At 64.7% G+C, this 12,820-nt stretch carries 11 protein-coding genes; 6 read left to right on the top strand and 5 right to left on the bottom strand.

The genetic code is table 11. The features are described 5' to 3' along the window. The 3 genes from PQR54_RS31450 to PQR54_RS31440 are packed head-to-tail and all read right to left on the bottom strand — an operon-like array spanning position 1 to position 2,079. Positions 1-405 (bottom strand): Rieske (2Fe-2S) protein, encoded by a 405-nt coding sequence (locus PQR54_RS31450; RefSeq protein WP_408252605.1) that lies wholly within the window; start codon positions 403-405, stop codon positions 1-3. Beyond that, on the bottom strand, positions 402-1,061 hold the full coding sequence (locus PQR54_RS31445) for an HAD-IA family hydrolase (protein ID WP_408252603.1): 660 nt from the start codon (positions 1,059-1,061) through the stop codon (positions 402-404). The genes PQR54_RS31450 and PQR54_RS31445 overlap by 4 nt, the downstream gene beginning before the upstream one ends. After that, positions 1,054-2,079 (bottom strand): RluA family pseudouridine synthase, encoded by a 1,026-nt coding sequence (locus PQR54_RS31440; RefSeq protein ID WP_408252601.1) that lies wholly within the window; start codon positions 2,077-2,079, stop codon positions 1,054-1,056. The genes PQR54_RS31445 and PQR54_RS31440 overlap by 8 nt, the downstream gene beginning before the upstream one ends. A gap of 731 nt (positions 2,080-2,810) precedes the next feature. Here PQR54_RS31440 and PQR54_RS31435 point away from each other — a divergent pair. The 6 genes from PQR54_RS31435 (at position 2,811) to PQR54_RS31410 (ending at position 10,271) form a co-directional block, all read left to right on the top strand. Continuing rightward, positions 2,811-6,095: an Rne/Rng family ribonuclease gene (locus tag PQR54_RS31435; RefSeq protein ID WP_408252600.1), complete on the top strand. Its 3,285-nt coding sequence runs from the start codon at positions 2,811-2,813 to the stop codon at positions 6,093-6,095. Positions 6,096-6,303: 208 nt separating this feature from the next. Beyond that, the gene (gene moaA / locus PQR54_RS31430; protein WP_408252598.1) at positions 6,304-7,413 is read left to right on the top strand and encodes a GTP 3',8-cyclase MoaA; all 1,110 of its coding nucleotides are present in this window, start codon (positions 6,304-6,306) and stop codon (positions 7,411-7,413) included. Between the two features lie 10 nt (positions 7,414-7,423). Next, on the top strand, positions 7,424-8,038 hold the full coding sequence (mobA, locus tag PQR54_RS31425) for a molybdenum cofactor guanylyltransferase MobA (protein ID WP_408252596.1): 615 nt from the start codon (positions 7,424-7,426) through the stop codon (positions 8,036-8,038). Between the two features lie 80 nt (positions 8,039-8,118). Next, entirely contained in the window at positions 8,119-9,420 is a 1,302-nt protein-coding gene (gene moeA, locus PQR54_RS31420) for a molybdopterin molybdotransferase MoeA (protein ID WP_408252594.1), read from the top strand. Positions 9,421-9,507: 87 nt separating this feature from the next. Then, on the top strand, positions 9,508-9,783 hold the full coding sequence (locus PQR54_RS31415) for a hypothetical protein (RefSeq protein ID WP_006053283.1): 276 nt from the start codon (positions 9,508-9,510) through the stop codon (positions 9,781-9,783). Further along, entirely contained in the window at positions 9,783-10,271 is a 489-nt protein-coding gene (locus tag PQR54_RS31410) for a GNAT family N-acetyltransferase (protein WP_408252592.1), read from the top strand. The genes PQR54_RS31415 and PQR54_RS31410 overlap by 1 nt, the downstream gene beginning before the upstream one ends. An 86-nt stretch (positions 10,272-10,357) precedes the next feature. Here the strand turns inward: PQR54_RS31410 and PQR54_RS31405 are convergent, their stop codons facing one another. Together PQR54_RS31405 and PQR54_RS31400 are read right to left on the bottom strand one after the other, a co-directional pair. Continuing rightward, the gene (locus PQR54_RS31405; protein WP_408252590.1) at positions 10,358-11,806 is read right to left on the bottom strand and encodes a DNA recombination protein RmuC; all 1,449 of its coding nucleotides are present in this window, start codon (positions 11,804-11,806) and stop codon (positions 10,358-10,360) included. After that, positions 11,803-12,792, bottom strand: coding sequence for a 2-hydroxyacid dehydrogenase (locus PQR54_RS31400; protein ID WP_408252588.1), 990 nt, complete (start codon positions 12,790-12,792; stop codon positions 11,803-11,805). The genes PQR54_RS31405 and PQR54_RS31400 overlap by 4 nt, the downstream gene beginning before the upstream one ends. Positions 12,793-12,820: the final 28 nt, after the last annotated feature.

The raw sequence follows: 12,820 nt of genomic DNA, 5'->3' as shown, positions 1-12,820 counted from the left end.
TCAGGATGTGGCCGGGCGCAATTCGCCGTCCGGCAGCCAGAAAACGGCTCGGCCTTCCGGCGTATCGCGCTCGTCCACCTGAACCGGCCGCAATCTGCCGCCGCGGCACGGACCGCCGACGCATTTGCCCGTATCCGGCGCGTAAATCGCGCCATGTGTAGCGCACATCAAGTATAAACCGGACGATTCGAAGAACTGCCCTTCGGCCCAGTCCAGCTCCATCGGCACGTGGGCGCAACGATTCAGGTAGCCATGGGCACGGCCATCGTAGCGGACAAAAAATACGACTACGTCGTCGCCACCGAGCTTCGCCGCGTGGCGCACGCCCGCGCCGCCGTCGACCAGTTCGTCCGACGCGCAGACGCGAACCGCCTCCGCTTGCGCTTCTGTGGCAGCGGTGTTCATGCGTTCTCCCGCAGCCAGCCTGACAGCACACTGACGCTCGACGCGACGAATTTCGGCGACAGCGCGCTCAACGAATCCGCAGGATGCGCGCCGTATGTGACGCCGATACCCGCGACGCCCGCGTTGATCGCCATTTGCAGATCGTGTGTGGTATCGCCGACCATCACCGTACGCGCGTTGTCCTGCCCCAGTTCGCGCGTCAATTCGTGCAGCATCGCGGGGTGCGGCTTCGAGAACGTTTCGTCGGCGCAGCGCGTGCCGTCGAACAGGCTCGTCAGGCGCGACTGATCCAACGCGCGATTCAGCCCGACGCGGCTCTTGCCGGTCGCCACGGCCAGCAAGTAGCCTTGATCGCGCAGTTCCTGCAACATCTCGCGCACACCGACGAACAGTTCGGTGGTCTGATCCTTCACCAGATAATGAAATCGGTATCGCTCGGCCAGCCGCGGATAGTCCGAAGGATCGAGCGTGGGCGCGGCGATCTGCAGCGCGTCGCGCAAGCCCAGGCCGATCACATAGCTGGCCGCCTCGTCGGCGGGAACCGGCAGGCCAAGATCGCGGCACGCCGACTGGATGCTGCGCGTGATGTGCGTGGTCGAATCCATCAGCGTCCCGTCCCAGTCGAAGACGATCAGATCAAATTGCTCTCTAGCCATGCGGTGTCGTCTCCGGGTATGACCCATTTCGTAGTTCGTTGAGTTGTGCGATGAAGCTGCGGCATTCGGCCGGCAGCGGCGCCTCGAACTGCAGCGGCGCGCCGGTTGCCGGGTGCGTGAGCTTTAGCCGGTAAGCGTGCAGGAACATGCGCTTCAGGCCAGGCTTGGCGTTGGCGCGCGCCAGTGCCTTGTTCAGCGCAAAGTCGCCGTATTTGGCGTCGCCGACGATCGGCAGTTCCAGATGCTCCAAGTGAACCCGGATCTGATGCGTGCGCCCGGTCTTCAGTTCCGCCTCGAGCAACGCATATTCCGGCCAGCGGTCGATCAGATTGAACACCGTGTGCGACGCGAGACCGTCCGGCTGCACGCGTACGCGGCGCTCGCCGTCGGCCGTCAAATACTTGTGCAGCGGCTCCTTGACGGCGCGGCGGCGCCCCCAGTCGCTCGCCCAGTCGCCGTGAACGCAAGCATAGTAGCGCTTGTCCATCTTGTTCTCGCGAATCTGCTCGTGCAGATTGACGAGCGCCGAGCGCTTCTTGGCGAGCATCAGAATGCCGGACGTCTCACGATCCAGCCGATGCACCAGTTCGAGAAATTTTGCCTGCGGACGCGCCTCGCGCATCTGCTCGATCACGCCGAACGCGACACCGCTGCCGCCGTGAACCGCCACGCCGGCCGGTTTGTCGATCACAAGCAAATGCTCGTCTTCGAAAATAATTTTGAAATGGGCGGCCGGGACCGGCGCCTGGGCGGCCGTTTCGCTCGGTTGAGCGACGCGAATGGGCGGCACGCGCACAAGATCGCCCAGTTCGAGACGGTACTGCGCGTCTATCCGGCCCTTATTGACACGCACTTCCCCGCTGCGCAGGATTCGATAAATATGGCTTTTTGGCACGCCTTTACAGACGCGCAACAAGAAGTTGTCGATGCGCTGTCCGGCCGCGCTGTCGTCGATCTCGATCATCGAGACCTGGTCGCTTGCGACCGATTTCTGGGATATTTTGCCTAACTCTTTCATTCTGAATATAATTTGCCCAGCAGTCTGCGGCGGCCGGCGCAGTGTCCGGAATTCGGGCGGATTGCGCGGGTGCAAGCGATAAACCGTTATTTTACTTGCGCCGGGGTCTGGTTGCTCACCCTGAAAATGAGATGCAACAAGTTGCACGCACGAAGTCAGTGCCCGGCAGGGACGGCGCCCACAGGCGCGTTCGGTCAAGGTCGGCTTCGACGGTAACGGAATTTTGGTAAAAAAGAATTTAACTTTCAGCTTCGGTATCGGGCGGTCTGACGCCCTGCTTTACGAAGCTGCAGGTTGCGAAAATACGGCGTGCGCCCAAGGCGTCTTGTAGAAAATACAAGACATGGCGACGTCAAAATGAGGCGAGACACCCCCAGCAGGAAAAGACGCGCCGACTGCGCGAACTTCCCGCTGCGGCACGACCGCAGCCTTCGACCCTCCGGTCACGCGCCCAGTTGGCGCACCGGCGCGAGTGGACGAAGGCTTATGAAGGTCGGCCGGCAGAACCCGCGGCGTGTCGGGTCGTTATTTGAAGCCGTGTTCGCATGTGCCCTGCGGCACCGCGCCCGTTTTTTATGGGCCGGGCCCTCTCAGGCAATTCTCCCACCAGCTTTCCCGCTCCAGCGTGCTTGTGAAAACACAATAAGGCGCGGCATGCCGCTGCCCGCTTCGCCCTCGCGACTGACAACCGCGCGGCGGAGAGGCAGGCTAAGCCGCTCTGGAGCCGTTCAATGAAACGAATGTTGTTCAACGCGACGCAGCAGGAAGAACTGCGCGTCGCCATCGTCGATGGGCAAAAACTCATCGATATCGACATCGAAACCGCCGGGCGCGAACAGCGCAAAGGCAACATTTACAAGGGCATCATCACTCGCATCGAGCCGTCGCTCGAAGCCTGTTTCGTCAACTACGGCGAAGACCGCCACGGCTTCCTGCCGTTCAAGGAAGTCGCCCGCCAGTACTTCCGCGACGGCGTGGACATGCGCTCCGCGCGCATCCAGGACGCACTGCGTGAAGGCCAGGAACTGATCGTCCAGGTCGAAAAAGAAGAACGCGGTAACAAGGGCGCGGCCCTCACCACGTTCATCTCGCTCGCCGGCCGCTATCTGGTCCTGATGCCGAACAATCCGCGCGGCGGCGGCGTGTCGCGCCGGATTGAAGGCGACGACCGTCAGGAACTGCGCGAAACCATGGCGCAGCTGCAACTGCCGGAAGGCATGAGCATCATCGCGCGCACGGCCGGCATTGGCCGCAGCGCCGAAGAACTGCAGTGGGACCTGAACTACCTGATGCAACTGTGGCGCGCGATCGAAGCCGCGTCGCAAAGCGGTTCGAGCGGTCAGCCGATGCTGATCTATCTCGAATCGAGCCTCGTGATCCGCGCGATCCGCGACTACTTCCAGCCGGACATCGGCGAAATTCTGATCGACACCACCGAAATTCATGACCAGGCACGCGCCTTCATGGATATCGTGATGCCGGATAATGTCAGCAAGGTGAAGCGGTATCACGACGATGTGCCGCTCTTCTCGCGCTTCCAGATCGAACACCAGATCGAAACGGCGTACTCGCGCACGGTGCCGCTGCCCTCGGGCGGCGCGATCGTGATCGACCACACCGAAGCACTGGTCGCGATCGACGTGAACTCGGCACGCGCCACCAAGGGCGCCGACATCGAAGAAACGGCCGCGCGCACCAACCTCGAAGCCGCCGACGAAGTCGCCCGCCAGCTGCGTCTGCGCGACCTGGGCGGCCTGATCGTGATCGACTTCATCGACATGGAATCGGCCAAGAGCCAGCGCGAAGTCGAGCAACGCCTGAAAGACGCGCTCAAGCACGACCGCGCGCGCGTTCAGATGGGCAAGATCTCGCGTTTCGGCCTGATGGAACTGTCGCGTCAGCGTCTGCGTCCGGCGCTGTCGGAAGGCAGCCACGTGACCTGCCCGCGCTGTAACGGCACGGGCCACATCCGCGATACCGAATCGTCCGCGCTGCAAGTGCTGCGGATCATTCAGGAAGAAGCGATGAAGGAAAACACCGCGGCAATTCATTGCCAGGTGCCGGTCGAAGTAACCGCCTTCCTGTTGAACGAGAAGCGCGCCGAGATCAACAAGATCGAATCGCGTTTCAAGGTCAATGTCGTTCTGATCCCGAACAAGCACCTCGACACGCCGCATTACAAGCTCGAGCGTCTGCGTCACGACGACGCGCGCCTCGATGAGCCGCGTGCTTCGTGGAAGATGGCCGAGGAAGCAGCCCGCGAACTGGAATCGGAAACCGGCTACAGCAAGCGTGCCGAGGAAGTGAAGCCGAAGCAGGAAGCGGCGGTCAAGGGCATCACGCCTGAAAAGCCGGCGCCGAGCGCGCCGGTTCGTCCGGTCGCCGCCCCGGCTCCGGTCGCGGTCACGCCGGCGAGCGGCGGCTTTATCGGCTGGTTGAAGAATCTGTTCGGCGTGCAGCCGGCCGCTCCAGCGCCCGTCGCGCCGGCAACGACCGACAAGCAGGCACGTCCGCAACGCGGCGAACGCACGGAGCGCGGTGAGCGCACTGGCGAACGCGGCGGCGATCGCAACCGTAATCGCCGCACCGGCACGGGCACTCGCGATGCAGCGGGCCGTGGCGAAGGCACGACCGGCGGCCGTCAAGCCCAAGGTCAGCAGCCGTCGCAACGCCGCGAAGAACGCGAGCCGCGTGAAGGCCGTGAGGCGCGTGAAACACGTGAAGGCCGCGAGCCGCGCGAAGCACGTGAAGCGCGCGAACCGCGTGGCAATCGTGAGCCGCGTGAAGCCCGGGAAGGCCGTGAACCGCGCGAGGCCCGTGAGCCGCGCGAGGGTCGTGAAAACCGTGACCGCGACAATCGCGGCACCGAGCGCGCGGAAACGGCGGAAGCCGCACCGCGTGGCGAACGTCAGGAACGCGGCGAGCGCCGCGAACGTGGCGACCGTGCTGAACGTGGCGAACGCCGCAAGCCGCAAGCAGAAACCGCGGACGCATTGACGCAAAGCGAAGCGCACAGGGCGGAAGAACTGGTGCAGAACCAGACCGCCTTGGGCGAAAACGGCGCGCCGATCGATCAGGAAGCAGTGGCGCGTGAAGGCGAAGAGCGTCGTCGTCGCCGTCGCGGCCGTCGCGGTGGCCGTCGTGAGCGGGAAGAGGACGTGAACGGCAATCTGGCCGCGGACGTCGCAGAAGCCGAAGGCGACAACGCGAACGCAACCGACGAAGCGCCGGTGCGCACCGCGCATCAGCCGGTCGAGCGCAAGCCGGAAGTTACCGAGGCGAAGGACGTGACGCCGGTCGAAGTAGTGGTCGCTGCTGTCGCGACGGAAACCGCCGTAGTGTCCGAACTGCACGCCGCAACCGAAACGCCGGCTCTGGCCGTCGAAAAAGCTGCGAAGACGGAAACGGTAGTACCGGTCGCGCAAGCACCGGTTGCGCCGGCAGCCGTCGAACCGGTCGCCGAAACGCCGGTGGCGCAAGCCGCCGCGGAGCCGGTCGAGGCGGCGCAAGCTGCGCCGGCCGCAAGCGAAACGGTTTCGCTGGTTGAACCGGTCGCACGCGTCGAAGCCCCGGCTCACGCGCAAGTCGAAGCGCCGGCAGCTACGCCGGTTGTCGAAGCGCAAGCCGCTGCTCCGGCTCCGGTCGAGACCACGGCTCCGGCTGTGGTCGTCGAAGCGCCTGTCGTTCAACCTGCACAGCAGGCTGAGATCGTCGAACCGCAGCCGGCCGTGGCAGCGGTAGCACCGGCAGCGGTCGAACCGGCGCCCGTCGCCGTCGCGCCGCAAGCTGCGCAGCAAGCGCCGCGCCAAGCCGCCGTGTCGGCGGAAGCCCTGAAGCCGGTGCTGGAGCAAGCCGGCCTCGTCTGGGTGAACACCGACGCCGACAAGCTGCGCGCGGCGCAGGAAGTTGCTGCGCAGACCGTCAAGCCGGCTCGCGTGGCGCGCGAACGCAAGCCGCTGCCGCCGCTCGACAGCGCGCCGATGCAACAGGTGGAAACGGGCCAGCACCCGCAGTAAGCTGCCCTGCCGCACTCGAAAAGCCCGCCCTCACCGGCGGGTTTTTTGTTTTCATGGGCTTGCGCCGCAGCCCGGCGCGCCGCGGCATGCCACTCCCCGTATACCCCGACACGACCCGGGGTGCCAGCGCTGCCAGAATCATTTCCGATAGAATGAATATCTAGCTTTAATTTCAAGCACTAACCGACGTAATTCATCGAAGCAATTCATGTCCCGACGCATCATCCCTGTTGCCGATCTCAGCGCCATGCCGGTTATCGCCGGCCCCGTGCAGACGCCCAGCGGCGCGCTGCACGACACGCTTGCGCGGCCGCTGCGCGACCTGCGCATTTCGGTCACGGATCGCTGCAATTTCCGGTGCGTCTATTGCATGCCTCGCGCGGTATTCGACAAGGACTACACGTTTTTGCCGCACAGCGCCTTGCTGAGCTTCGAGGAAATCGAACGGCTGGCGCGGCTGTTCGTCGCACATGGTGTCGAGAAAATCCGTCTGACGGGCGGCGAACCGCTGTTGCGGAAAAATCTGGAATTCCTGATCGAACGCCTCGCGCAACTGACCACGCCGGCGGGCCGTCCGCTCGATCTGACGCTGACCACCAACGGTTCGCTGCTAGAACGCAAGGCGCGCAGCCTGAAAGACGCCGGTTTGACCCGCGTCACGGTGAGCCTCGACGCGCTCGACGACACGCTATTTCGCCGCATGAACGACGCGGATTTCGCCGTCGGCGACGTGCTGGACGGCATTGCGGCGGCGCACGCGGTGGGCCTCGCGCCGGTCAAGGTGAACATGGTCGTCAAGCGCGGCACCAACGACAGCGAAATCGTGCCAATGGCGCGTCACTTCAAAGGCTCGGGCGCCGTATTGCGCTTCATCGAATACATGGACGTCGGCACGTCGAACGGCTGGAACATGACGGAAGTGCTGCCGTCCGCCGACGTCGTCACGCGCATTGCCGAGCACTTCCCGCTCGCGCCGCTCGAAGCGCACAGCGCCGCCGAGACCGCGCAGCGCTGGGGTTACGTGGACGGCGGCGGCGAAATCGGCGTGATTTCGAGCGTGACGCGCGCCTTTTGCGGCAGCTGCACGCGTGCGCGCCTCTCGACGGAAGGCAAGCTGTACCTGTGTCTGTTCGCCTCGTCGGGGCACGACCTGCGCGCGCTGGTGCGTAACGGCGCGAGCGATGCCGCCATCGCCACTGCCATCGCCGAAATCTGGCAGGACCGCGGCGACCGCTATTCGCAATTGCGCGGCAGCGCCTCGGCCGATTCGCGCGCGCGGGATGGCCGCCGCGTCGAAATGTCGTACATCGGCGGCTGAGCGGCGGCGCATGAAGCCGGCGCGCGAACACATCACCGGACTGTTGCTCGCGGGCGGCCGCGGCGTGCGCATGGGCGGCGCCGACAAGGGCCTGCAAATGCTGCATGGCGAACCGCTCGCCGCGCATGTGCTCAAGCGCCTCGCGCCGCAGACCGGCGCGCTCTTGATCAGCGCCAATCGTCACCCTGAGGCCTACACCGCGCTTGGCGCGCCATTCAGCGCCGCCGTGGTGGCTGACACCCTGAGTGGATTTCCGGGTCCGCTAGCCGGCCTGCTTACCGGGCTGCGCGCCGCCGAAACCGGCTACGTGCTCAGTGCGCCCTGCGACTCGCCGTGGCTGCCCGCCGACCTGGCCGAACGCCTCGCGTACGCGCTGGACTCTAACGCGGCTGACATCGCCACGGTCGCCACCATCGACGCGCACGGTCAAACCTCCTTGCATCCCGTCTTCGCGCTCTTGCGCAGGAGCCTCGCGGACGATCTGTCGGCCTTCCTGGAAGCCGGCGAGCGTAAAGTTCGCGCGTGGTACGCGCGCCACAAGACGGTGGAAGTCGTCTTTACCGACGAGCGCGCGTTTTACAATATCAATTCGCTACAAGAACTCGCCGACCTCCAGCGTGATTGAGGCCCCGGTTGAAATCCCGCTCCGGCCGCACGGCAACCGCCGCTCCCGCACCCGCCGCCGGTCGCGACGCTCAGCTCTTCATGACCACGCTTAACGAATTTTCCCGCTGCGTCGCGCAGTACGATCCTCACGCGCTACCTGTCGCGGCCGCACAGGCGATTGTCCGTCAGTGGGCCGCGCCGGTTACGGCCGTTGAACGCGTGGCTTTGCGCGACGCGCTCGACCGCGTGCTCGCGGCCGATATCGTGTCGCCGATCAATGTTCCCTCGCACGACAACTCCGCCATGGACGGCTACGCGTTCAACCGCGCGGCACTCGCCACGGGCGCGGCCACTGTCGAACTGGCGATCGTCGGCAAGGCGCTGGCCGGGCATCCGTTCGCGGGCCGCGTCGAGGCCGCGCAATGCGTGCGCGTGATGACCGGCGCCTGCATGCCGGCCGACTGCGACACGGTCGTGCCGCAAGAACTCGTCGAGCGCGGCGCCGATTCGGTTTCGATCCGCTTCGCGGGCAACGCCGTGACGGCCGGCGCAAACCGGCGCCTCGCCGGCGAAGACCTCGCGCGCGGTCATGCCGCGCTGCGGGCGGGCCGCATCATGCGCGCGTCGGACCTCGGCTTGCTCGCCTCGCTCGGTATCGGCGAAGTCAATGTCAGGCGGCGGTTGCGCGTCGCCTTCTTCTCGACCGGCGACGAATTGCGCTCGCTCGGCGAGCCGCTCGATCCGGGTTGCGTGTACGACAGCAACCGCTACACGCTGTTTGCCATGCTGCGGCGCCTGAACATCGACACGCTCGATCTCGGCGTGGTGCGCGACGAGCCCGCCGCGATGGAAGCGGCCTTGCGCAGCGCCGCGGCGAACGCCGATGTGGTGCTGACCTCGGGCGGCGTCTCGGTCGGCGAGGCGGATTTCACCAAGCAACTGCTGCAAACTTTCGGCGACGTCGCGTTCTGGAGTCTCGCCATGCGCCCGGGTCGCCCGCTCGCCTTCGGCCGCGTCTGGTCCGGCGAGCGGCCGGGTGTCGGGCTTCCCGCGTTATTCTTCGGTTTGCCGGGCAATCCGGTTGCCGTGATGGTGACGTTCTATCAGATCGTGCGAGAAGTGTTGCTGCTGATGTCGGGCGCCACGCCGCAACCGCTGCCGGTCATTCACGCCATGAGCCGCCGGGCCATCCGCAAGCGCGCCGGGCGCACCGAATTCCAGCGCGGCGTAGCGGAACAGCACGCGCACGGACAATGGCATGTCACGCCGACCGGTTCGCAGAGCTCCGGCGTGCTGAGTTCGATGAGCGAAGCAAACTGCTTCATCGTGCTCGGGCACGATGAAGGCGAGGTCGCCGAAGGAGAGCGCGTCGCGATCATGCTGTTCGACGGACTCATCTGACCGCTGACGGGGGACCGAGGCATCACGCCCGCCAGCGCTCATTCGCTGCTTCACCCATTACCACTACGACATACGGGTTTGACTTACATGAAAAAACAGATCTCGTTCATTGCACCGGGACAGACGGCCAAAGCACTGATCCTCGTGTATCTGACGTTTTCGGTGCCGATCGTGCTGCTGGGCGTGCTGGTCGCGTTCGTGCGCTACGGTTCGGTGGAGCTGAGCACGGTGTTCAGCGCGCTGCTGCTGAATGCGATTCTCGGTTTCATCCTGCTGTGGATCGCATGTCATGCGTACAACTGGGTGGCGTCGCGCTTCGGCGGCATTGAAATCCAGCTGACCGACGCGCCGGAAGAGGCGTAATGCCCGCGACGATCCGCGTCGCCACGCCCGCGGACACCGGCGCCATCTTCGCGCTGACGTACGAACTTGCGCAGTTCGAAAGCCTCACGCACGTGTTCGTCGCGACCGAAGACGGCTTGCGCGACGCGCTGTTCGGCGCAAGGCCTTCCATTGAAGCGTTGGTGGCGGAAAGCGAAGGTCGCATCGTCGGCTATGCGCTGTTCTTCCACAATTACTCGAGCTTCGTCGGCAAGCGCGGACTGTATCTCGAAGACGTCTACGTGCAACCGTCGCAACGCGGTAGCGGTCTCGGCACTGCGCTGTTGCAGCGTCTTGCCGCATTGGCGGTGGAACGGCAATGCGGGCGGTTCGAATGGACCGTGCTCGATTGGAACAAACAGGCCATCAGCTTCTATGAAAAGTTGGGCGCGGCTGTCATGCCGGATTGGCGCGTGGTGCGTCTGGCGGGTGAGGCGCTGGAACGGCTGGCGGCGGGCGCAAGGGCCTGAGCGGGTGCCGGACGTGTTGATGCATTGGTTTCGCGGAGCCAACTTGCCGCCCACCCCGCGATTACCAAACCGCTAGCTCGACTCCCTTACTGCTCGTCGGGATCCACGCCCGACAGCGCATCGCCGAGCAACCCGCTCGCCTCTTCACCCGGCAACGCCTCGACATCGCGCAGTCTTCGGCTCATGACGCGTGTGCGCGTTTCCGCCGCTTCGATAGACCGCGTGACGGTTTCCAGTTGCGCCTTCGTCTTGGCCAGCACGTCGCCGAATTTGCCGAACTCCGTTTTCACCGCGCCAAGCACCTGCCACACCTCGCTCGATCGTTTCTCGATTGCGAGGGTGCGGAAACCCATCTGCAAACTATTGAGCAAGGCGGTCAGCGTAGTCGGCCCCGCAATCGTCACCCGGTAGTCGCGTTGCAGCAGGTCCGTCAAGCCCGGCCGACGCAACACTTCCGCATATAGCCCTTCAGTCGGCAGAAACAGCAGCGCGAAGTCCGTGGTGTGCGGTGGCGACACGTACTTTTCCGCGATCGTGCGCGCCTCGGCACGAATCCGCGCTTCGAGCGCGCGTGACGCCTCTTCCACCGCGACCGGGTCGGCGCGCTCCTGCGCTTCGATCAGCCGCTCGTAGTCTTCACGCGGAAATTTGGCGTCGATGGGCAGCCATACAGGTGTGGCCGCGGCGCCCTGCTCCGCGCGTCCCGGCAGCTTGATCGCAAACTCGACGCGCTCCGCGCTTCTCGGCACAGTCGCGATGTTTTTCGCGTACTGATCGGCGGTGAGCAGTTGCTCGAGCAACGCTTCGAGCTGCACTTCGCCCCACGTGCCGCGCGTCTTCACATTGGTGAGAACCTTCTTCAGATCGCCGACGCCGGCCGCCAGCGTCTGCATCTCACCCAGTCCGCGGTGCACCTGTTCGAGCCGGTCGGACACCAGCTTGAACGACTCGCCCAAACGCTGTTCAAGCGTAGCGTGCAATTTTTCGTCGACAGTGCGGCGCATTTCCTCGAGCTTGAGCGAGTTGTTCGCCTCGATATCCTTCAGCCGCTGCTCGATGGTCGCGCGCACTTCGGCGAAGCGGCGGTCGTTCGCCTCGGTGAGTTGCCCTAACTGGAGGCTCAACGTATCGCCGAACTGTTTGAGCGAGCGGCCTTGTTCGTCGCGCGCCTGCTGGGCCTGCGCCTGCAGACTGTGGCGCACGGCGTCGAGCTGTTGCGCGAAGCCGTCGATCTTGCCGGCCTGCACTGTCGTCATGCTGCTGAACTGCGCGGCCAGCGTCTGCTGAAAATGCGCGAAGCCGCTGCTCTGTTCGGTACGCGACACGCGCGCCGTCTCGGTGATGTCATTGCGCAGTTGCCGCTCAAGCCGCTCGTAGGCGTGCGCTTGCGCGTCGGCCGCGACGTCGATGCGTTCGTTGAGCAACTCGAACTGCTCGTTGTCCTCCGCACGGCTCTGGCCGCGCATCAGCAAGGCCAGTGCGATAACCAAGGCGACCGCCAACACGGCTACGGCCGCCACCAGATACATTGTCATGAACGCGCCTTGCCGATGACATCGGGGTTGACCGGATTCGGCGGCTGCCCCGCGCGCGGACCTTCACCCAGGCCCGCGATCAGATTGTCCGCGGCGAGATTCGCCATGGCGCGGCGCGTGGCTTCGGTCGCGCTGGCAATGTGCGGCGTCAGCACGACATTCGGCACGCTCAGTAAATCCTGGTTGAGATTCGGCTCGCCTTCGAACACATCGAGACCGGCTGCGGCAATCTGCTTCGAGCGCAATGCTTCGACCAGCGCCGCGTCGTCGACGATGCCGCCGCGCGCGATATTCGTAAGCGTCGCGGTCGGCTTCATCAGCGCGAGTTCGGCCGCGCCGATCGTGTGATGGTTCTCCTTCGTGTACGGCAGAACGAGCACGACGTGATCGGCGCGCCGCAGCAGATCCTGCTTCGATACATACTCCGCGTTCAACTCGGCCTCGATCTCGGGCGCCACGCGTGAACGGTTGTGATAAATCACCTGCATGTTGAAACCTTTCGCACGACGCGCGAGCGCCTGGCCAATACGGCCCATGCCGATCACGCCGAGCGTCGAGCCGTGCAGATCGCTGCCGAGAAACGCGTCATAGGCCCACTTCTGCCATTGACCCGCGCGCAGCCAGTGCTCCGATTCGGTGATGCGGCGCGCCGCCGCCATCATCAGCGCCCAGCCGAAGTCCGCGGTCGATTCGTTCAGCACGTCCGGCGTATTGGTGCCCAGCACGTTGGCCGCGTTGAAGGCGGCCATGTCGAAGTTGTTGTAGCCCACCGCCATATTCGACACCACGCGCAGACGCGGCGCCGCCGCGAGTTCGGCCGCGCCGACCGGATCGCCCGCGGTCAGCGCGCCGTCTTTATCCGCGAGACGGCGTTTCAGTTCGTCGGCGGGCAACACGTCGCCCTGATTCCAGTCGACGTCGAAATACTGTTTGAGCCGTTCGATCACATCGGGAAAGATCGGACGGGCGACGAGGATCTTCTGCATTGCAATTCTCCGTAAAGCGCGTCGAGTT

This window comes from Paraburkholderia phytofirmans, assembly GCF_046028095.1.
Classification (GTDB): domain Bacteria; phylum Pseudomonadota; class Gammaproteobacteria; order Burkholderiales; family Burkholderiaceae; genus Paraburkholderia; species Paraburkholderia phytofirmans_A.
The sequence above is the reverse complement of the archived record's forward strand: the minus strand, read 5'-3'. Positions and strand labels throughout refer to the sequence as shown.